This is a genomic window from Rhizobium sp. PEPV16 (assembly GCF_008919455.1).
GTDB lineage: Bacteria > Pseudomonadota > Alphaproteobacteria > Rhizobiales > Rhizobiaceae > Rhizobium > Rhizobium leguminosarum_Q.
Genome location: NZ_VSZV01000351.1, coordinates 95,229 through 116,634, shown reverse-complemented (window position 1 = coordinate 116,634; position 21,406 = coordinate 95,229). Strand labels below are relative to the sequence as shown.

Here is a 21,406-nt window from a genome sequence, read left to right as displayed (position 1 = left end):
CCCCAAAGGGAAACGAGTGGAGTTGGGAGCTGAAATGGGATGGTTATCGCCTTGCCGTTCATATCGAGCCGCAAGGGATCAGGATCCTCACCCGTGGCGGCCATGACTGGACGCACCGGTTTCCGGCCATAGAGCAAGCGGCCCGAGCGCTCGGGCCGGCGACGATGATCATCGATGGGGAAGCCGTCGTGCTCGACGATGAGGGGCGGCCGGATTTTGGTCTGCTGCAGCAATCGCTGGGCGCATCCGGCAAACAAGCTGGCAACCGCGCCTCCGACGCTGTCCTCTATGCTTTCGATCTTGTCCATCTGGACGGGCACGATCTGCGCGGTGTCGAATACCGGTCCCGCCGACACCTTCTCGAGGATACATTAAACGGCCCAAGGAATGACCAGGTCGGCGCCGTCAGGCTATCGGAAACACTCGATGCCGAACCAGCCGTCCTGCTTCAGCATATCTGCCGCCTCGGCCTGGAAGGCATCGTCGGCAAACACCTCGACCGGCCATATCGTTCGGGCCGGACCGGGGACTGGGTGAAGATCAAATGCGTCCAGAGCGAGGCCTTCTTCATTGTCGGCTATGAGAGGTCGGCAGCGTCCCCTGCTGGCTTCGGCTCTTTGGTGCTCGCTGCGTATCGTGGTGATGATCTCGTCCACGTCGGAAGTGTCGGCACGGGCTTCAGGCAAGCCGAGGCCATGAGGTTGCGGAAGATGCTGGACACGCTGCGCTGGAAGCGAAAGCAGCCGCCCCTGCCCTATTCCGGAAGTGGCGATGTCATCTGGGTCGAACCGACACTGATCGCCGAGATCGAGTTTCGCGCCTGGTCGACAGACGGGAAACTCCGCCATCCGTCCTACAAAGGCTTGCGAGAACGCCAGGATAATGCCGACGTCTTCCGGCTCGACTAGCGAAATCAGCGCCATCCGCTAGATTGTCCACCATTCGAGCTCAAGCGGAGTAGATGGCCTGCAATGTGCAATCTTTATCGCATGGAAGACAAGGACTGGGTCTCAATGTGGGCCCAGGACGCCGAAAGCCTGATCAACCTGATGCCGGCCTACCAGATGAACCCCGATCAGATGGGGCCGATCGTCCGCAACACCGCCGACGGAAAGAAGCAACTGGTCCATGCGCGCTGGGGACTGCCCTCGCCGCGCTTTGCGCTTGAGAAGGCGGCCAAAGCCAAGGCCGAAAAACTTGCGGCCAAGGGCAAGCCGTTCGATCTCGAAGAACTGATCCGCATGGAGGCCGATCGCGGCACGACCAATGTGCGCAAACTCAATTTCCCGCACTGGACGCGATGGTTCGGTGTCGAAAATAGGTGTTTGGTCCCGGTGACCAGTTTTGCCGAACCGGATCCGGCGGGCAAACAGGAAGGTGGCAATGTGCCCAATGCCTGGTTTGCCCGGGACGAGGCGAAGTCGCTGATGTTCTTTGCCGGCATCCATGTGCCGCACTGGGAAAGTGTCCGCAAGGTCCGGGACGGGCTCACCACCGATGATCTCTATGGTTTTCTGACCACGGATCCCAACGATCTCGTTAAGCCGATCCATGAGAAGGCGATGCCGGTGCTGCTGCAGACGAAGGAAGAGACCGACACCTGGATGCGGGCGCCCTGGGATGAAGCCAAGGAGCTGGCCCGTCCATTACCCAATGACGCGCTGATCATTTCCTCGCGCGAACCGTACGGATCGACGATCGTGTCGAAGTCCGGAGAGCCGGTGGAACAGGGCAGTCTGCTTTGACGCCTGAATTCAGGGCTTGAATGTATCGGAAAACGAAAAAGCCTGCCGCGGGAGGAGGTGCGGCAGGCTTTTCGAAAGAATTGAACAACGGCTGGGAGGAGGAGTGCCGCTGTTCCGTCAGGCGCCCCTGGGAGGAGGAGTGGGTCGCCTGAAACACGAAGCTCTGCGGGAGGAGGTGCATGGCTTCGCTGATCAAAGGATATCAGAGGCTGCCCCGACCGCCAGCGCTCATATCGCAGTGCAGCCATGCGCATGTTGCAATGCAATATGAACCCTGTGCTGAATTTTCGACCATTATGGGCGAGACGCAGCTTTCTCCATGCTCGAAACCGAGGACGAACTCGATCACCCTGGCGGAGGACATTTCGCACGGATTCAGCATCCACCCTGATCCAGCAATCTATAGAGGTTGTAGCTGACGATATCTGTTTCGCTGCCGCCACACCTTGATCGCGGAGATCACGATGATCACAGCGAGGGTAGGCAGTAGCACGACAGTCGGGACGATGCCGAGAAGCCGTCCGCCGATAAACGCGCCGAGGATCGATCCAAGCGCCATGACGAGCAGGAACGTCCGATTGCTTCGGATAACGGCGAAGCTTTGGTCACGGCTATAGCGGGTAAAGCCGACGACCATGGTCGGCAGGCTCACCGCAAGAGAGAGACTTCCGGCAAGCTTGATGTCCGCTCCGAACAGAAGGATGAGGGTTGGAATTAGAAGTTCGCCACCAGCGACACCCAGCAAGGATGCGACGATGCCGATGATGAGGCCCGCGATCACGCCTGCTATGATCTGCGCAGTCCCGGTGACAAGGGGCGAACCTGCTGCGATGTCGTGACCGAACACCAGCACGACCGCGATCATGAGCAGCAGAACCGCAATCACCTTGTAGAGCGTCTCGGACTTCAATCGCGTTGCCCAACCCGCTCCGAGCCAGGCACCAGCCAGGCTCCCGGCCAGAAGGTTGACGATGATCGGCCAGTGCGCCGCAATCTGGTCAAAGGGGACAGTCGCCGCTCGAAATGGCAGTGCGAAAGCGACGACGACCAGGCTCATGGCCTTGTTGAGGATCACCGCTTCCAACGCGGCGAAGCCGAACGGGCCGATCAGGAGAGGCAGACGGAACTCAGCGCCACCAAGCCCGATCAAGCCACCGAGCATCCCGATTAGACCGCCGCCGAGAAATGCTCCCGTGTTACGCTTCATCGTCATCCGCTTTCATGATGTGGATGGCCTCGGGCAAAAGCGCTACCTCGATGTCCGATCCGGTCGCCAGGGCATTGCGCCGTGCATATTGCGCTGGAATCGTCAGTGAGAGCCTCGGTTCGTCGCGGCCATCCAGGACAACTGCAACGACGGTGCTTTCGCTCAGCGTCACGAGTTCAACGATCCGCCCGGAAAAGAAATTCCCGACAGCAGGCTTTGTGGCTTCCGGCCGCAGCAGCACGACCTGCGTCGACGGCAGACCCCAGAGAACACGCTCGCCCTCCTCAAAGCCGCTATGGAAAGGCGCGATGAGGTGGCGTCCCTGCCAGTCAAGCATGGTCGAATCATCTGCTTGCCGAGCGACCACGCCGCCGAACATGTTCCTGAGATCGACCAGGCGGGCAGCCCTCCCGCTGACTGGCCGTGCCAGCACATCCGACGGCTTGCCGGTCTGCAGAATGCGCCCGTGATCAAGAAGCGCCATACGATCTGCAAGCCGCGCCGCTTCGTCGAAGTCGTGCGTGACAAGTACAATCGGGATCGCGAGGTTGCGGCGCAGGTCGGCAAGCTCATGATAAAGCCTTTGACGGGTCGCCTTGTCCACGGCGGAAAAAGGCTCGTCGAGGAGGAGGACTTTGGGGTCGCGAGCAAGCGCTCTTGCGACCGCGACCCTTTGTTGCTGGCCACCCGATAGCTGATGCGGCATCCGCTTCTCCAACCCATCCAGGTGGACGAGCCGCATGAGGTGGCGGGCACGCTCCTCTCGTTCGGCCCTGGGGCGATGTCCTATGGCAGCGACGATGTTGGAGAGCGCCGACATATGCGGAAACAGGGCGTAGTTCTGGAAGACGAGGCCGACTGCCCTGCGATGAGGCGGCAGAAAAACGCCCACTTCCTGATCGGCCCAGGTCTCTCCGTTGCAGCGGACGACCGAGCCCATCGGACTATAGAGCCCGGCGATAGTTCTCAGGAGTGTCGTTTTGCCGCTTCCTGACGGCCCGACCAGTGCGAGCAGTTCGCCAGGCCCGACCTCCACCTGCACATCCAGAGGGATCGGTTCGACTTGCCTGACGGAAAGAGAGAGTGCCGCATGGCTCATCGGCTGCGGTCCAGCCTGTTCGACAGGGCGTAGGTGATGCCGAGCGCTACGAGCGAGAGCGCAAGCAGGAGGGCCGACATCAGACCGGCCGCCTGATTGTCGAACGCCTGCACCCGGTCGTAGATCGCAATCGCCACCGTCTTGGTCTCGCCAGGGATCGAGCCGCCGACCATCAGTACCACGCCGAACTCTCCAAGCGTATGCGCGAAAGTGAGGACCAATCCGGTGACGATTCCGGGCCAGGCAAGCGGTAGGTCGATCTTCAAGAGAACCTGAAAGGGCGACATGCCTGACACGGCCGCCGCTTCGCGGATCGCAGACGGAATGGCCTCGAACGCCCGCTGCATCGGCTGCACCGCGAAGGGCAGGTTGATGATGACGGAGGCAACGAGCAGTCCCTCAAAGGTGAATACCAGCCCGTGACCGAAGAGGGCCTGATAAGCCTGCCCGAGCGGCGATGCGCCTCCAAACGTCACGAGGAGGTAATAGCCGATCACCGTCGGCGGCAGCACCAGCGGAAGGGTAAGGGCGGCTTCCGCAAACCCCTTGCCGCGAAATCGACCATAGGCGATCAGCCGCCCGAGCAGGATTCCGAGCGGCAGGAGCACGAGAACGGTCAGCGCCCCGAGGCGAAGCGAAAGCTGAAGCGCTATCCAATCCATGGTTCGTCTCAGGACTGCTCGCCGGGCAGAACAAAGCCATATTTGCGGAAGATAGCCCGCGCGGCAGGCTTCTGCATATAATCGTAGAAGGCCTTCGCAGTCTCGCCCGCCCCGTTGATCAGCACCATGCGCTGGCGAAGCGGTTCATGCCAGTCGGCGGGCAGCAGTGTATAGGTGCCGAGTTTACTGATCGCGGGAGAGAGCGCCAACGAGTAGGCGAAGATGCCCCCTTGCGTTGAACCGGACGTCGCAAACTGCGCAGCTTGTGAGACGTTCTCGCCGAGAACCAGCTTCAGTTCTATTGCCTTCCAAAGTCCCTGATGGCGCAAGGCCTCCTCGGCAGCGCGACCGTAGGGCGCATGTTCCGGATTTGCGATAGCGAATTTTGACACACGGCCGTCGGCCATCGCCGCCTTCAGGTCGTCCAAGCCGCCTTCCGTCTTCAGAGGCGAGCCCTTCGGTGCAAAAAGCACGATGCGGCCAATCGCGTAGAGCGAGCCCTCATCGACCGTCTTGCCTTCAGCCTGCAATTGGCTGACGAAGCCTTCGTCGGCTGACATGAACATCTGGAAGGGGGCACCCTGGGCGATCTGTCGGAAAAAGTTGCCGGACGAACCGAAAGTCAGTTGAACACTCTTTCCGGTCACCGCCTTGAAGGATGCGGCAATCTCTTCAGCCGCGAACTTCAGGTCGGAGGCCGCCGCGATGTTCGGAATGGTGCTGTCATGGGCGATGGCGTGGCCCACGGCCGTAGACGAAATCAGCGCAATAATGCCCGCAGCAAGCATGAGACGACGTGTCGTTGACCTTCCATACATGTGTCTACCTCCATCGATGTTTCCACATAGCTATATCGACTCAGCCAGGGACTGCAAGCAGGCAAGCCGCTGCGCTCAATCTCTGGAAGGGGTTTCGACGATCATATCGTTGAAAGCAGCCAATTCATCCGTGACGGCGGCATAGGCCTTGGCTTCGATGGCGCGATAGCGTGCGAGAACTTCTTCGCCGAGCGGGGTCAAGGTCGCCCCGCCATGGGCCTTGCCGCCCTTGCTGGTTTCCACCAGAGGCCCTTTGAAGCACTTGTTCATCGTGTCGATCAGATACCACGCCTTCTTGTAGCTCATGCCCATCGACCGGCCTGCAGCCGAGATAGACCCTGTTTCCGCAATGGACGCCAGAAGGTCAGCCTTGCCAGGTCCCACTGCAATCGAGTGGCCAAGCAGGATGCGGAAACGGAAGCGGGGATCAGGTTTTGCGGAGTTGGTCACGGGTGCTGCTCTGATGGAACTGAAGCGCCACCATACACGTGAAGCTACCCCTCAGTGCAAACCTAGAATCCCGGTATGGCCGCGCGCTGTGTGGATGGCACACCGTTTGCGCTGCTCTGATTGTGCCCGAGAATTGACGAGCTCGCCTTCGGCCGCTTGCGTAAACATATCCCGGCTGATGTTCTGTTTCTCGGCATCGGCAAGAAGTTGCCCTGGGCTAAAATGACCAATTCGGAGCCGGGAGCGGAAAATCCGCTACACGGCGCATGTGTCGGATAGCTGCCGTTTGCCGTTCAACGACCAGCCTCATTGGTTGGTTCAAGCTTCTTTCAGCGCCGCGCGAAGCTCGTCATTCGCTCGCCGCATCTGGCGGAAAAATCGTTTTCCTCACTAGTGGCCGAAGGTGGCGAATACCTGACTACAAGTCACGGCTCCATCCGTAGATCATCGTCTGGGCCTCCGGCCGATCGATTTTGAAGATGGCGAGACCTACCGCGGCAGCTCGACTTAGAGTTCTCGCCTGCGCGTGGAGGGCCGCAAGTCCAAAGACACTGCCACAGGCATCAGAGCAAAAATATTTCCAACGATGCATCCAAATGGAATGACCTGTCTTTCTCTGGCCGGTTGGCGCGCATAGAAACCTCTCTTGCTGCACTCGCATGTCCGGGCGCACGTTTCGAGAAGGCTCCGCAAGCAGTTCGATGAAAGCTTCAATTTCAGATCACATCCTCGCGTCTGCCGGCGCACTCTTCTACCGCGAAGGCATCCGCGCTGTCGGCATCGACCGCATTATCGAAGAAACAAAGGTTGCCAAGGCAACGCTCTATAGGCATTTCCCGTCCAAGGATCATCTTGTCGCGGCCTATCTTCAGGACCGTCACGAGCGGGTCATCCGCTCTCTGGGCGAGGTTTTGGACGAGGTCCGGAGCCCGCGGGATCAGCTCAATCTCATCTTCGAGCGGCTGCATGAGAAGGCGGACAGCCCCGAGTTTCGTGGATGTGCGTTCGCCCTGGCAGTCGCCGAGCACGGCGATTCAGAACGCGTTGTTACCGTCGCGCGCGCCCACAAGGCGGCCGTCAGCCAGATGTTTCGCGCGCTGATGGAAAGAGCGGGTATTGAGACAGTGCAGCCGGCCGGCCATCTTTCCCTCCTCTACGAAGGAGCTTTGGCGACCGTCGCCGTTGGTCGCGATCCGCATACTGTTCTCACCGCCAGAGACTGCGCCCTCTTCGTATTTGACACCGCGCTTTCTTCGATCAAGACCGCTGAAAAAGGCAGAGCATGACAAAGGTAATAGACTATTTCTTCGGCATCGGTTCACCCTGGTCGTTCATCGGTCTTGATGCTTTTTCGGAAGTCGCGTCCAGGCACGGTGCCGTGATCCGGCCGCAGGTTATCTCTCTGATCGAGGACAACGGCGGGATCTATTCGCGCAACCGGCCGGAAGCCCGGCGTGCGTATTGGACCAAGGACTTGAAGCGCTGGGCATTCCTGCGCGGCAAGACGCTGAACTTCGAAAATCGCGCTGCCTTGTCCGATCCAACGCCCGCCGGCTTCATGGTCATCGCCGCCATCGAGGAGGGCTTGGACTGGCTCGGGCTTACCCGCGCGCTGCAGACCGCATTCTGGACCGACGCGGCGGATATCGGGCGGAGCGAGGTGCGTCAGGCGATCGCCAGTTCTGTAGGGATCGACGGGACGAAGCTGGAAGAACGCGCCCAGGCCGAGGTCACCCAATCGATCTGGAGATCCAATATCGAAGGCGCCAGGTACTCCGGCGTCTTCGGCCTTCCGACGTTTCGTTACGAAGACGAACTTTACTGGGGGCAGGATAGTCTGCCCTTCCTTGAGCGCCACCTGAACGGCGAGAAGATCGCCGTCTGACAGTTCGCCTGTTGAGACCTGGTACTGGTCAATCTGCATCCATGCCCGATCGCGCCGGCATGGCGCGATTTCGGCTGGCACGGTGAGCACCGAAAGAGGACGTGAAAGATGGGTATCCTATCCGCTGAGCTATCGGGCCAACTGCAGTCAAGGTTCGGTGATCGCTTCTCGACCTCGCAGGCGCTGCGCGAGCAGCATGGCCGCGGCGAGTCCCATCACACGCCGGCAATCCCGGATGCCGTGGTATTCGCGCAAAGCACCGACGACGTAGCCGAAACCGTCCGGCTCTGCGCCGCGGCAGGCGTGCCCGTCATCGCCTTCGGCGCCGGAACCTCGCTCGAGGGGCACCTGACCGCGGTGCGCGGTGGCGTTTCAATCGATCTTTCGCAGATGTCGCAGATCATTCGTGTCAGCGCCGAGGATCTCGACTGCACCGTCCAGGCCGGTGTCACGCGCGAGGAACTCAACGCGCATCTGCGCGACCAGGGCCTGTTCTTCCCGATCGACCCTGGGACCAACGCGTCGATTGGCGGCATGGCGGCGACACGGGCATCGGGCACCAACGCCGTGCGCTACGGCACCATGCGCGAGAATGTGCTGTCGCTGACCGTCGTGCTGCCAACGGGTCAGGTCATTCGTACCGGTGGCCGGGCGCGCAAATCGTCTGCCGGCTACGATCTCACGCGCCTCTTCGTCGGCTCGGAAGGCACGCTCGGCATCATCACCGAAGTCACCTTGCGGCTCCAGGGTGTTTCGGAAACCATTTCGGCAGCCCTCTGCTCGTTCGAGAGTGTGGAGCAGGCGGTGAAGGCCGCGATCGCGATTGTGCAGCTTGCCATCCCTGTCGCACGGATGGAGCTTATGGACCGCGGCCTGATTGCTGCCGCCAACGCCTATTCCGGCCTCTCGCTGAAAATCGAAGATACGCTCGCCTTCGAATTCCACGGGTCTCCCGCCTCGGTTCAGGAGCAGGTCGAACTGGTTGCGGATATCGTAAAGGATCACGGCGGCAAGGATTTCGAATGGGCCAATGCGCCAGAGGAGCGAAATCGCCTCTGGAAGGCCCGGCATAACGCCTTCTACGCAGTCGTCTCGCAGCGACAGAACGCCAAGGGCTGGTCATCCGATGTCTGCGTTCCGGTATCCGAACTCAGCGGCTGCATTCTCAGGACCCGCGCCCTGTTGCGGGACTGCAGTGTTCCGGCTGCCATTCTCGGCCATGTCGGCGACGGCAACTATCATGTGGTCTTCGCCGTGGATCCCGAGAACAAGGCGGAACTCGCCGAGGTCGCGGCCATCAACAAGGCGATGGTCGAACACGCAATCTCCGTCGGCGGGACGTCGACCGGGGAACATGGCGTCGGCACCGGCAAGATCGGCTATCTGCGTCAGGAACACGGAGACGCCGTCGAGCTGATGGCCCTTCTGAAGCACGCCATTGATCCCCAGGGCATCATGAACCCCGGCAAGATCCTGCCGTTGTGAGTGTTGCCGATCTTTCCACTCTTGTTCAAGGGAGACGGTGCGATGGACGGCTTCAAACCCCACAGCTCTCATTGGGGCGCATTCTATGGTCGTCATCAGGGCGAAGCCCTCGAAATCCGTCCGCATCCCGCCGACCCCCACCCATCTCCCCTGCTCGGCAACCTGCCCGCAATCGCCAAGAGCCCCGCCCGCATCCGGCGCCCGGCCGTCAGGCGCGGATGGCTTGAAGGCCGGCCCGACAATGCCCGGAAGCGCGGGAGCGACGGCTATGTTGAGATCAGCTGGCCGGAAGGGCTCGATCTGGTCGCCAACGAGCTTCGCCGCGTTCACACCGAAGCCGGACCGCAGGCCATCTTCGGCGGCTCGTATGGCTGGTCCAGCGCAGGGCGGTTTCATCACGCCCAAAGCCAGATCCATCGTTTCCTCAACGTGCTCGGCGGATATGTCAGATCGGTCAATACCTATAGTTCGGGCGCGGCGATGGTCATCATTCCGCATGTGCTCGGTCCTTACGATAGCTTCGATCGAAAGAGCGTCACCTGGAAGGCGATCGAACACTGCAGCGAGCTGATCGTTGCCTTCGGCGGCATGGCGGTCAAGAACACCGATGTCCATGGCGGCGGCATCAGCCGGCACGTGGTGCGCCCGGCGCTGAGCGGTGCCCATGCGCGCGGCGCGCGCTTCGTCCTCATAAGCCCGCTCAAGGATGATATTGCGAGTGATCTCGATGCGGAATGGCTGCCGGTCACCCCTGGAACCGATGTTGCGCTCATGCTCGCAATCGCCTTCGTCCTGGTCAGTGAGCGGCGCCATAACCGGGAATTTCTCGACCGCTATACGACAGGCTATCCGCGCTTCGAGGCTTATCTGCTGGGACGCGAGGATGGCGTCGAGAAGAGCCCGCAATGGGCAGCCGGCATCTGCGGTATCGCTGCCGATACGATCGTGGATCTGGCGCGGCGCATGGCGAACGCCCGAACGCTGATCACCGTCAGCCATTCCCTGCAGCGCGCCGACTACGGCGAACAACCGGTCTGGATGGGGATCGTGCTCGCGGCCATGCTCGGACAGATCGGCTTGGATGGCGGCGGCTTTTCCTATTCGCTCGGCGCGCTCGGCAATATCGGCAAAGGCCAACTCGCCGTTCCCTTGCCGACGCTCGCGCAATTCCACAATCCCGTGCCGGACTTCATTCCCGTCGCGCGGATCGCCGACATGCTGCTGAACCCGGGCGAACCGTTCCACTACAACGGCCAGGCTCTGCGCTATCCCGACGTCCGCCTCGTCTATTGGGCGGGCGGCAACCCGTTCCATCATCATCAGGATCTCAACAGGCTTCGTCAGGCGTTCAAGAAGCCGGAGACGATCATCGTGCACGAGACGGCCTGGACGTCCTCGGCACGCCACGCCGATATCGTCCTGCCTGCGACCACGACGCTTGAGCGTGACGATATCGGCGCGGCCGACCGTGATCCGATGATGATCGCCATGAAGAAGCTGATCGAACCGGTCGGCGAAGCACGCGATGACTATGAGATATTCGCAGATATCGCAGAGCGCCTCGGCAAGCGCGGCGAATTCACCGAGAACCGGTCGAGCCGCGAGTGGCTCGCTTTCCTCTTCGAGACAACACGCGCCGCACTCACCGCCGCTGGTCGCCCGGCTCCGGATTTTGAAACCTTCTGGGAGATGGGCGAGTTGCAGCTCCCGGTAAAGCCGGATGATGGCGGCCCTGCGCGCGCATTCCGGGCCGATCCGGACGCCAATCCGTTGCCCACGCCATCTGGCAAGATCGAGATCTTCTCTGAAACGATCGCAAGCTTTGGCTATGACGATTGCCGCGGCCATCCGCGCTGGTTTGAACCGGACCCGACGGCCAAGGCGGCCGAGGGTCGCTATCCCCTCTATCTCGTCTGCAACCAGCCCTACTCGCGTCTTCACAGTCAGCTGGACTATGGCGACTTCAGCCGCTCGACCAAGATCAACGGCCGCGAATCGGTGCGCATCAACCCGGCGGATGCGGCAGAGCGTGGCATTTCGGATCGCGATATCGTCAGGCTGTTCAACGCCCGCGGCAGTTGCCTGGCGGCTGCGGTGATCAGTGCGGATGTGAAACCTGGAGTGATGCAGCTCGCCACCGGCGCGTGGTTCGAGCCTGATGATGCCGATGCCGAGATCGCCATGTGCATTCATGGCAACCCGAATATCCTCACCCGTGATGTGGGCACGTCGCAGCTTGCCCAGGCCTCGACCGGACAGCTGACAAAGGTCAATGTCGAGCGCTATGCCGGAGAATTGCCGCCGGTGCGCATTCTCGACGGGATGACTTTCATCGAGGAATAGAACGCCTGCGCGATGGCGTTCACCTTGCGAGCAACAGCCGGAATCCTGATCCTCGTGCTTCAGATTGCCATGATAAAATAATCTACAAAATTGATAGAAAAAGAACAACCAGTCTTTCTCGAAGTCGATCCACTGCCATAGGCTCCTGTTCGCAATCAGCCCGGCAACCAAACAGGACCGCTTCATGAACGACCGCTCTTTCCGCCCTCTTCTTTCCCGGCGCCGTCTGCTGACCGCCACCTCTGCACTGGCATTTGCCGCTCTGGTCGCGACAGCTGGTGTAACCCCGGCCCTGGCTGAGGACGGAGCTCATGATGGCGGAGACGTCGTCTTCCTGATCGACTCCCTCGGGGACACCTGGATCCCCAACAACAGCGCGATCTCCAGCTTTCAGGGCCATATCTGGGGCCATGTGACTGACAAGCTTCTCTATGTCGATGCCGATGGCAAGGTCAGCCCGTGGATCGCCGAGCGCTGGGAGCAGAACGACAATGCAACCGAATTCACCCTGCATCTGAAGACCGGCGTGACTTTCTTTGATGGCAGCCCGCTCGATGCGGCAGCCGTCGTCGCCAATCTCGACATCTGGTATGCGGGGCGCAAGAGCGAGGGCATCAATCCGATTGGCCTCTTCCCCAAGACCTACGATCACGCCGAAGCCGTCGATCCGAGGACCGTGAAGGTCTTCTTCAAGAAGCCGACCCTCGGCTTCATCCCGACGCTCGGCTATCACGGCTCGATCCTCATTTCCCCAAAGACCATCGCCTCGCCGGCGAGCGCCCAGGCAGACCTGAGCAAGACCTCCGGCAGCGGCCCCTATGTCGTCGAGTCCTGGAAGGAAGGCGACTATGTCAAGCTCGCCAAGCGCAAGGATTACAACTGGGGTCCCGCAGCGGTGGGCCAGACCGGTCCTGCCCATCTCGATACGATCACCTACAAGCTCGTCTCCGAACCGTCGCTGCGCGTTGCGGCAGTCCAGTCCGGCCAGGCCGACGTCGCCTATAATGCATCGCCTCAGGAACTCGAGTCCCTCAAGTCGGAAGGCCTCACGGTGGCGACGCCTCGCTATCTCGGCTTCGTCAATGGCTGGGCGATCAACACCAAGCTTGCCCCCTATGACGACGTGAAGGTTCGCCAGGGGCTTCAGGCCGGCATCAATCGCCAGGAAATCATCGACACCGTCTATACGCCCGACTGGAAGCTTGCGACGTCGTTCATCCAGAGCAACGTTCCGGGTGCGACCGACCAGAGCGCGCTGCTGGCCTATAATGCTGAAAAGGCGGATAAGCTTCTCGACGAGGCAGGCTGGAAGAAGGGCTCGGATGGCATCCGCGTCAAGGACGGCAAGCCGCTGTTGCTGACGCTGAACTCGAACCCCTACCTCGCGACATCGAAGTCGATCGACGAACTGATTTCACAGCAGCTCGGCAAGATCGGCTGGAAGGTCCAAATCCGCGCCTATGACGTCGTCACGTTCGGCCAGAAGGTCAAGTATGGCGGCGCCGGAGTGCCGGCCTATGAGGTGACGCGCTCCTTCATCGACGCCGGCACCGTCGCCAGCATCCTGACCAACGCCAACAATGGCGAGAACTGGTTTGCGCTCGACGAGAGCGACAAGACCCTCAACGATCTGCGCGACAAGATCGCCGGCGCCGGCTCCATCGAAGCTCGCAAGCCGCTTCTCGACGAGCTGCAGAAATACGTCCTCGACCAGGGTTATTTCATTCCGCGAACGCAGATCGTCCAGCGCATCTACGTGCAGTCGCCGAAGCTCAAGGGCGAAGTCTACAACGGCGTCGCCTATGCCAGCTACTACACGGCAACGAAGAGCGAATAGCCCGGCCATTCAACAGACACAGAGGTGATGGGCATGAATAAAGCCTATTTCAACTATGCCGGAAAACGGCTGTTGCAGGCGATTGTCGTGATCCTGCTGTCTTATGTCTTCACCTTTGTCGTCGTCAGCATCCTGCCCGGGGATCCGATTACCAATGTCCTGAACAACCCGCAAAACGGCTTCACGCCGGATGAGATCAAGGAGATCATCGCTGCGCAGGGACTGGACAAGCCGATCCCCGTGCAGCTCTGGAACTCCTTTTCCGGCTTCGTGACAGGGGCATCTCGGCCTATCGATGCGGACCAACAGACCAGTGGCGACGCTGATCGGCGAGGTTCTGCCGTCGACGCTCGTGCTTGCCTCGGCGGGCCTTGCGGTAGCACTTTTCCTGGCTGCGATCATCGCCTACGGCACGCAATTTTTGCCCCGACGCTACGGACAGGGTCTGCTGCGCGGCTTCCCCTCGCTGTTCCTGTCGGTTCCGAACTTCGTGATCGGCCTGGTACTGATCCACCTCTTCGGTTTCCAGCTCGGCGTCTTTCGCGTCATCGAGCCAGACAGCTTCTGGGCAACGCTTTTCGCAGCGATCGCCCTCGGCATCCCGATCTCGGCGCAGATTGCCGAAGTCCTGATTGCCAATCTCGACCATGAGTCCGGCCAGGACTACGCCGCCGTCGCACGCGGCCGGGGGCTTGGCCAGATGCGGCTCTTCGTCATGCACCTGCTGAAGCCGTCATCGCTGCCCGTCATCACCGTCGTCGCTCTGACGATCGGCGAGTTGCTCGGCGGCTCGCTGATCACCGAGACGGTGTTTGGCCGCAACGGGCTTGGCAGCCTGGTGCAGCGGTCGGTCAGCACTCAGGACCTGCCGGTTCTGCAGGCGGTCGTTTCGCTCGCTGCGGTGGTCTTCGTCGTCGTCAATCTGATCGCCGACCTGACCTACCCGCTGCTCGATCCTCGCGTAAAACTCCTCGGCACCCAGCAGCGTCGGCCGACGACCGCTGATGACAGCTCTCTCCCCATCTCCAAGGTGGTGACCCCATGACGCTCGCCTCGCTTTCGTCCACTCCGCGTGTGACGCTGATCAGTCGCCTGACGGGCCTGCGTGTGCCGCTGGTCGTAATCCTTTCGTTCCTGGTCGTCGCCCTCGCAATCGCCTGGTCCTTGGCGCCTGGCCTCTTCACGAGCTACGATCCGGTAAACGGCACCCCCGCCCAGAAATTGCTCGGCCCAAGTGCGGCGCACTGGTTCGGCACCGATCATCTCGGCCGCGACCTCTACGCACGCGTCGTCTATGGCACGGCCTCATCGGTGGCGAGCGCTCTGATCGCGGTTGTGATCGGCGTTGTCGCCGGCGGGATCATCGGGCTGCTGGCCGGCTTCTTCGGCGGCTGGGTGGACACCGTCTTTGCCCGCCTCGTCGATGTCTTGCTGGCAATCCCCAAATTCCTGCTTGCCGTCATCGTCGTCACCGCAATCGGTTTCGACACGACCAATGCGGCAATCGCGACGGGCGTCTCCGCGGTTGCCCTTTTTGCCCGGGTGATGCGCTCCGAAGTCATCAAGACCCGGCAGGCGACATTCGTCGAATCGTCCTTCCTGCTCGGCGGATCGCGCTGGCACATTCTGTGGCGCCATGTGCTTCCGAACGCATCGAGATCGGTGCTGCCGCTTGCCGTCTTGCAGTTCGGCGATTCCATCCTGGTGATCGCCAGCCTTGCCTTCCTTGGCTACGGCGACCCGCCGCCTGCTTCCGATTGGGGTCTGCTGATCTCGATCGGCAAGGATTACCTCAAATGGCCGTGGCTCGTTTACGCCCCGGCCCTCGTCACGATCGCAACCGTTCTCTCTGTAAACAGGATCAGCCGATGGCTCCGCAAGACAGACTGACCACGTTTTTGAAACGCCCATCTTCCCCGTTGCTGCGGGCCGAGGGATTGTCGGTGGCCTACGGCACCCACAGGGTTGTGACCGATGTCGGCTTCGAGCTTGGACGCGGCAAAAGCCTCGCGCTGATCGGCGAATCCGGATCGGGCAAATCCACCATCGCCCGCGCCGTCCTCCGGCTGCTACCCGCAACGGGACACGCCACCGGCCGTGTCGAATTCGATGGCCAGGAGCTTCTGGGGCTTTCGGAGCGCCGCTTCCGGCCATTCAGGGGACGCAGGATCGGCTTCGTGCCGCAGGATCCCGGCAATTCCCTGAACCCGGTCCGCACCATTGGCGCCCAGGCAATGGAAGCCGCCACTCTGCTGGACGAACCGGACAAGGCGCTTCGCGAGGCACTTGTTCTGGAGACATTCGCGCAGGTCGGGCTCGACAATCCGCAGCGTGTCTATGACTCCTACCCCCACCAGCTTTCCGGCGGCATGCTCCAGCGCGTTCTGATCGGTCTCGCCGTTCTGCCGCGGCCGTCGCTGCTGGTCGCAGACGAGCCGACCTCCGCACTCGATGTGACGATCCAGAAGCGAATTCTCGACCTGCTGTCGAAGCTGCAGGAGGAGCTGCAGATCAGCCTTCTCCTGATCACCCATGACCTGGCGATCGCAGCCGAGCGCGCGAATTCCATTGTCGTCCTCAAGGACGGCGCCATCCAGGAAGCCGGAAACACCGCTACCGTATTCTCCGCCCCTTCCTCGTCCTACGCCAGAAAACTCCATGGCGACGTGCCGGCGCTCAATCCTGACCGTTACAGGCCATTGCGAGAGCCCGGCTTCCGGCAGCTTGTCGCGAGGCCCGAAAAGACACCGAAGATCGAGGTCAGCGGCGTAACGAAGAAGTTCACCGTCGACGGCAAGGTTCTAACCGCCGTCAACGACGTCTCGTTCGAGGTTCAGGCGGGGACGACGCATGCGCTGGTCGGGGAATCCGGATCCGGGAAGACAACGGCGATCCGGCTTCTGCTCGGGCTGGAGCAACCCGATGACGGAAAGATCGTCGTTGGCGGCGAACAGGTGAACGGTCGATCCCCCGAGCAGCTTCGCTCTGTCTGGCGGCACCTTCAGCTTGTCTATCAGAACCCATTCACATCCCTCGATCCGACCTGGACCGTCGAGAAAATCGTGCGCGAGCCGCTGGACCGCTTCAAGATCGGAACACATCAGGAGCGGGCACTCGCGGTGCGCAAGGCGTTCGCAGATGTCGGCCTGGGCGAGCATCTCTTGTCCCGCAAGCCCGCCGCCCTGTCGGGCGGCCAGCGCCAGCGCGTTGCCATCGCCCGGTCGCTTGTCCTGAGACCCGATGTGATCGTGCTTGACGAGCCTACCTCGGCGCTCGACGTCAGCGTTCAGGCCGACATCGTCGAAGTGCTGCTGTCGCTGCAGGTCAAGCTCGGCCTCACTTATGTTTTCGTTTCGCATGATCTGGCGCTGGTGCGCCAGCTTGCCCACACGGTCTCGGTCATGCAGCGCGGCCGCATCGTCGAGCACGGCACTGTCGGAGAGATCTTCGACAGGCCCCGCCAGCCCTACACCCGCTCGCTGCTGGAATCGATCCCGTCAGGGACCGCGCGTTTTGCGCGAACCCAGCCTCTGCAGCAGCGGCAGATCTTCAATGAGGAAAAGATCGCATGACCGTCATCGCCCCCGCCCCGGCACCGTCGGCGTCATTCCGTCCGAAGAAGCGTCTCGGGTTCAACACGCGCGTCTCGTTCAACGATGAAAACGGCCCCGCTCATGGCTTGCGGGAAGGCATCGAGCTTTTCAAGGCGGCCGAACGGCTGGGTTATCAGTCAGGCTGGGCCTATCAGCGGCATTTCGATCACTATCTATCCTCGCCGCTGCCCTTCTTTGCCGCGGCAGGTCAGCATACCAGCCATATCGTGCTGGGCTCCGCCGTCATTCCGATGCGTTATCAGGATCCTATCCTGCTGGCGGAAGCCGCAGGCACCACCGACCTCTTGATCGGCGGCCGATTGGAACTGGCGATCTCGACCGGCACCAACGCAGCCTTTGATGCCGTCTTCGGCACGGTCGAGACCGACGCCAAGACGGAAGCCAAGCGCCGTCAGGCGCGCTTCCTGTCCGCAATATCCGGCGAGGTTCTGCACACCGTCGCAGAACCGGGCCAGGGTGCAGCGGAAGGCAGCCAGTTGAGGGTGACACCGCACAGTCCGACCCTTCGCTCGCGCATCCGTCAAGGTTCCGCCAGCCTCGGCTCGGCGATCCAAGCCGCCGAACTCGGCATCGGCCTGATCGCCGGAACCGTACAGCACGACCACGCCGAGGGTGAGAGCTTCGGAAGCTATCAGGCCCGTTGCATTGAGGCCTTCCGGGCTAACTGGCGAAAGCAGCGGACGAGCGAGCCGCCACCGGTCGCCGTCGCGGCGTCGGTCCTGGTCGGCACCACGCCGGAGCTTCGCGAGAAATACGCAGCCTATGATCTCGAGCGCCGTACCCAAGGCATCGCCGCATCGCGGCCGAAGGGCGCTCTCGAACCGAGCTCGCGGACCAACCAACCGCCTGGAAGCCAGATCTCGCCCGTCTTCCACGGCACAGCGGATCAGGTAATCGAGGCGGTGCTGAGTGATCCCGGGCTCGCTGCGGCCGACGAAATCGTTCTCTTCTTGCCGCCTGCCTTCAGCCTCGTCGAGAATATCCAGCTGCTGACCGACCTTGCTGGGACCGTCGCGCCGAGCCTCGGCTGGTCGCCTGACTGGTAGGACCTACACCGGATCTTAACGGCCGGCGACCGTGGATGAGAGATTTTTCTATAGTTTCAGTAGAAATAGAAAGACCTGTCTTCCTCAGTGTTTATCTGCCGCCTAATTTCGACCACCATCGACAATCAGAGGAGCTCCCATGTCCGCGGAATTCATCAGCGTCAGCTTTCCCAACGCCTCGAACGACCTCAATCCCATCCCGGACGCTCCGGTCGATCCCCACTATCTCGAGCGCTACTCGCGTGCCCTCGACGACTATGGCTTCAACTACACGCTGATCCCCTACTCCTCCTCGTCCTTCGACCCTTTCACGATCGGCGCCACGGTTCTGGCGCACACGAAGAACATCAAGATCATCGTCGCGCTGCGTCCCAATACCGTCTACCCGACGGTGGCTGCCAAATCGCTTGCCACCCTTGATCAGTTGAGCGGCGGACGCGTCGTCGTCCACTTCATTGCCGGCGGCAGCGATGACGAGCAGGCCCGCGAAGGAGATTTTCTCAACAAAGAGGAGCGGTACGAGCGGCAGGAAGAATATATCCGGATCCTGCGTCAGGCCTGGACGTCCAAAGAACCCTTCGATTTCGATGGCAAATATTACCAGTTCAAGCAGTTCCGCAGCGCAGTGCGCCCTACGAACGGGCTGATCCCGATTTCCGTCGGCGGCTCTTCTGATGCCGCATATCGCATCGGGGGATCACTGGGGGACATTTTCGGGCTCTGGGGCGAGCCGCTGGCGGAAACCAAGCAGCAGATCGAACGTATCTACGCCGAGGCGGCAAAGGCAGGCAGGACGGACAGGCCGCGGATCTGGGTGACCTTCCGCCCGATCGTTGCCGAAACCGACGAACTCGCCTGGGAGAAGGCCCACCGGGTGCTCGACCGTCTCAAGGACAACCGGGAAAAGGGCCTTCATCGCGCGCCGCCCTCTGCCCCTCGCCCCGCCAATGTCGGATCGCAGCGGCTCCTTGATATCGCCGCGCGTGGCGACGTGCACGACCGCGCACTCTGGTATCCGACGGTCACGGCGACCAACGCCTCCGGCGCCACGACCGCACTGGTCGGATCACCGCGCACCATTGCCGATTCCATCCTCGACTATATCGATCTCGGCGCCGACCTGATCTCCATCCGCGGCTATGACAATTTCAACGATGCCGTCGACTACGGACGCTACATCCTGCCACTCGTGCGCGAGGGCATACGCGAGCGGGAAGAGGCAAAGAAGAAGGCCGCCGCCTGATGATCGCGCGCGAGACGGCTTTCGATCCACGTCTGCTGAGCGCGACGACGCGTGCTCTTGCCGACGCTGCTCCCGAGGCGGACCGGACCGGGGATTTCCCCTGGGCGGGCATCCGGGCGGTTCATCAAAGCGGCCTGCTCGAAAGCACTGTCGCGGCAAGATATGGCGGCGCCGGCGCAACGCTCCATGAGGCCGCAACGATCCTTGCGGCCCTCGGCCGCGGTGATCCGTCGGTCGCGCTGATCAGCGCCATGACGATCTTCAACCACCTCGGTCAGGCAACGAAAAGCCATTGGCCCGAAGACCTCTACAAACGCCTGCTTACTGAGGCCAAGCAGCATCCGCTGCTGCTCAATGCCGCGCGTGTCGAACCGGAACTCGGCTCGCCCGCCCGTGGCGGCCTGCCGGCAACGGTTGCCCGTCGTACCGCATCCGGCTGGTCGATCACCGGCCGCAAGCGCTTCGTCACCGGGGCGTACGGTCTGACCCATTTCCTGGTCTGGGCACACACCGATGAAACACCTGCCCGCGTCGGAACATTCGTCGTTCCGAACGAGCTTCCCGGCATTCACGTCATCGAGAACTGGAACAGCCTTGGCATGCGTGCCTCCGGCTCCCACGATGTCGAATACACCGACGTGGAAATCCCGCAGGAGAATGTCATCGATCTGGTCGATCCCTCCGTTGCGCAACAGGACAACCGCGCTCACGCGGCAATCACGCTGGCGCTGACCGCGCTCTATCTCGGAGTGGCCGAAGCGGCTCAGGAGGCATTCATCCGCTTTGCTCACGAGCGCGTTCCGACCAACCTTGGTCATCCGATCGCCCGCACCGAACGCTTCGTGACGCTTTCCGGCGAGATCGACCTTCTCGTCTCCGGCGCCCGGCAAATCATTTTCGATGCCCTGAAGGACAAGCAAGCCGAGGCAGAAAAGCACATCCGGGCCCGGCTGCTTGCCGGCCGGCAGCTGCGGGACGCGGTGCAGATCGCCGTGCGTGGCATCGGCAATCCCGGCCTCGGGAACGAACTGGGGCTGGAGCGCCATTTCCGGGACATTCAGTCGGTGCTCGTCCATGCTCCGCAGGAGGACACGTCCATTTCCATTCTCGGTCGCGCCGCCTTCGACCGGTGGAACCGGGCTGAGGACGACCGCTCAAGCAATTCCACGAGCATACCCATTCTCAGGACGGCCTGAAGCAATGGGCATCGTCTCCGGCCTCTGAACACTTTTTGAAAGGAACTGGAATGAGCAACAACCTGATCGTCGGCTTCTCGGGCAACATCTCCCGCCCGTCGAGCACGAAACGCTTCGTTGAAAGCGTGACCGAAGCGCTGGCGAAACAATCTGGCCTGCAGCATGTGGTCTTCGACGTCGAGGACCTTGGATCATCTCTGACGGCAGCAAGATCGGTGGCCGATCTTGATCCCGCCGCGCGCAAGGTGATCCGCACGATCATCGAGGCCGACGCGCTCGTCATTGGATCTCCGACCTACAAGGGAAGCTACACCGGGCTGTTCAAACATGTCATCGATCTGCTCGATCCCTCCGATCTGCGCGGCAAACCGATCGTGCTGACGGCGACGGGCGGAGGCGACCGGCATTCGCTTGTCGTCGAGCACCAGCTGCGCCCGCTTTTCGCATTTTTCGAAGCCTTCGTTACACCGACCGCGATCTATGCCTCGGGCCGTGATTTCACAGATGGCGCCCCTTCGCCTGCCATTCTCGGTCGCGTGCACCAGGCGCTTGGCGAAGCTGCCATGCTTATCAACGCACGCTCGATCTCCGCGGCGATAGCGGCGGAATAACAATCCCGCCGCCGCGTCTTGCCGGACACTCGGGAAGTCGTCTGCTTCAAGCAGAACACCCCGCGCCAAGTAGATTTTTCGACAATTCGACAGAGCGGAGCGATTCTGCTCTCATTTCACGCGTCGGAATAGAACACCCCAATGTTGATAGATTTGATGTTGAAA

At 61.5% G+C, this 21,406-nt stretch carries 18 protein-coding genes and 1 pseudogene; 14 read left to right on the top strand and 5 right to left on the bottom strand.

Going from position 1 to position 21,406, the window contains the following annotated elements; genetic code table 11:
- Together ligD and FY112_RS31465 are read left to right on the top strand one after the other, a co-directional pair.
- A partial coding sequence (ligD, locus tag FY112_RS31470; protein ID WP_151520139.1) for a non-homologous end-joining DNA ligase occupies positions 1-908 on the top strand: 908 nt, incomplete at its 5' end.
- Positions 909-971: 63 nt separating this feature from the next.
- Positions 972-1,745, top strand: coding sequence for an SOS response-associated peptidase (locus FY112_RS31465; RefSeq protein WP_151520138.1), 774 nt, complete (start codon positions 972-974; stop codon positions 1,743-1,745).
- A gap of 400 nt (positions 1,746-2,145) precedes the next feature.
- Here FY112_RS31465 and FY112_RS31460 read toward each other — a convergent pair whose 3' ends face one another.
- The 5 genes from FY112_RS31460 to FY112_RS31440 all read right to left on the bottom strand — a co-directional run bounded on the left by FY112_RS31460 (position 2,146) and on the right by FY112_RS31440 (position 5,981).
- On the bottom strand, positions 2,146-2,958 hold the full coding sequence (locus FY112_RS31460) for a sulfite exporter TauE/SafE family protein (protein ID WP_151520137.1): 813 nt from the start codon (positions 2,956-2,958) through the stop codon (positions 2,146-2,148).
- Positions 2,942-4,051 carry an ABC transporter ATP-binding protein gene (locus tag FY112_RS31455; protein ID WP_151520136.1) on the bottom strand — a complete coding sequence of 370 codons (1,110 nt, stop codon included), beginning with the start codon at positions 4,049-4,051 and terminating at the stop codon, positions 2,942-2,944. Before FY112_RS31455 ends, FY112_RS31460 begins: the two co-directional genes overlap by 17 nt.
- Positions 4,048-4,713: a molybdate ABC transporter permease subunit gene (modB, locus tag FY112_RS31450; RefSeq protein WP_151520135.1), complete on the bottom strand. Its 666-nt coding sequence runs from the start codon at positions 4,711-4,713 to the stop codon at positions 4,048-4,050. The genes FY112_RS31455 and modB overlap by 4 nt, the downstream gene beginning before the upstream one ends.
- An 8-nt stretch (positions 4,714-4,721) precedes the next feature.
- On the bottom strand, positions 4,722-5,531 hold the full coding sequence (gene modA / locus FY112_RS31445; RefSeq protein ID WP_151520134.1) for a molybdate ABC transporter substrate-binding protein: 810 nt from the start codon (positions 5,529-5,531) through the stop codon (positions 4,722-4,724).
- A gap of 75 nt (positions 5,532-5,606) precedes the next feature.
- Positions 5,607-5,981 carry a winged helix-turn-helix domain-containing protein gene (locus FY112_RS31440; protein WP_151520133.1) on the bottom strand — a complete coding sequence of 125 codons (375 nt, stop codon included), beginning with the start codon at positions 5,979-5,981 and terminating at the stop codon, positions 5,607-5,609.
- Between the two features lie 701 nt (positions 5,982-6,682).
- On the opposite strand from FY112_RS31440, the gene FY112_RS31435 reads away from it, so the two are divergent.
- From FY112_RS31435 to msuE, 12 genes and pseudogenes are all read left to right on the top strand, one after another.
- Positions 6,683-7,267, top strand: coding sequence for a TetR/AcrR family transcriptional regulator (locus tag FY112_RS31435; protein WP_151520149.1), 585 nt, complete (start codon positions 6,683-6,685; stop codon positions 7,265-7,267).
- On the top strand, positions 7,264-7,866 hold the full coding sequence (locus FY112_RS31430; protein WP_151520132.1) for a DsbA family protein: 603 nt from the start codon (positions 7,264-7,266) through the stop codon (positions 7,864-7,866). The genes FY112_RS31435 and FY112_RS31430 overlap by 4 nt, the downstream gene beginning before the upstream one ends.
- Positions 7,867-7,974: 108 nt before the next feature.
- The gene (locus tag FY112_RS31425) at positions 7,975-9,351 is read left to right on the top strand and encodes an FAD-linked oxidase C-terminal domain-containing protein (RefSeq protein WP_151520131.1); all 1,377 of its coding nucleotides are present in this window, start codon (positions 7,975-7,977) and stop codon (positions 9,349-9,351) included.
- Between the two features lie 42 nt (positions 9,352-9,393).
- Positions 9,394-11,694, top strand: a complete 2,301-nt coding sequence (locus tag FY112_RS31420) for a molybdopterin guanine dinucleotide-containing S/N-oxide reductase (RefSeq protein ID WP_151520130.1) — start codon at positions 9,394-9,396, stop codon at positions 11,692-11,694.
- Between the two features lie 184 nt (positions 11,695-11,878).
- Positions 11,879-13,531: an ABC transporter substrate-binding protein gene (locus FY112_RS31415; RefSeq protein ID WP_151520129.1), complete on the top strand. Its 1,653-nt coding sequence runs from the start codon at positions 11,879-11,881 to the stop codon at positions 13,529-13,531.
- Positions 13,532-13,564: 33 nt separating this feature from the next.
- Positions 13,565-14,576, top strand: a pseudogene (locus FY112_RS31410) (ABC transporter permease).
- Positions 14,573-15,421 carry an ABC transporter permease gene (locus FY112_RS31405; protein ID WP_151520128.1) on the top strand — a complete coding sequence of 283 codons (849 nt, stop codon included), beginning with the start codon at positions 14,573-14,575 and terminating at the stop codon, positions 15,419-15,421. Before FY112_RS31410 ends, FY112_RS31405 begins: the two are co-directional and overlap by 4 nt.
- Positions 15,400-17,103 (top strand): ABC transporter ATP-binding protein, encoded by a 1,704-nt coding sequence (locus tag FY112_RS31400; RefSeq protein ID WP_151520127.1) that lies wholly within the window; start codon positions 15,400-15,402, stop codon positions 17,101-17,103. The genes FY112_RS31405 and FY112_RS31400 overlap by 22 nt, the downstream gene beginning before the upstream one ends.
- On the top strand, positions 17,100-18,191 hold the full coding sequence (locus FY112_RS31395) for an LLM class flavin-dependent oxidoreductase (protein ID WP_151520126.1): 1,092 nt from the start codon (positions 17,100-17,102) through the stop codon (positions 18,189-18,191). Before FY112_RS31400 ends, FY112_RS31395 begins: the two co-directional genes overlap by 4 nt.
- Positions 18,192-18,330: 139 nt before the next feature.
- Positions 18,331-19,434, top strand: a complete 1,104-nt coding sequence (locus FY112_RS31390) for an LLM class flavin-dependent oxidoreductase (RefSeq protein ID WP_151520125.1) — start codon at positions 18,331-18,333, stop codon at positions 19,432-19,434.
- Positions 19,434-20,630 carry an acyl-CoA dehydrogenase family protein gene (locus FY112_RS31385; RefSeq protein ID WP_151520124.1) on the top strand — a complete coding sequence of 399 codons (1,197 nt, stop codon included), beginning with the start codon at positions 19,434-19,436 and terminating at the stop codon, positions 20,628-20,630. The genes FY112_RS31390 and FY112_RS31385 overlap by 1 nt, the downstream gene beginning before the upstream one ends.
- Before the next feature lie 50 nt (positions 20,631-20,680).
- Positions 20,681-21,241 (top strand): FMN reductase, encoded by a 561-nt coding sequence (msuE, locus tag FY112_RS31380; RefSeq protein WP_151520123.1) that lies wholly within the window; start codon positions 20,681-20,683, stop codon positions 21,239-21,241.
- Positions 21,242-21,406: the final 165 nt, after the last annotated feature.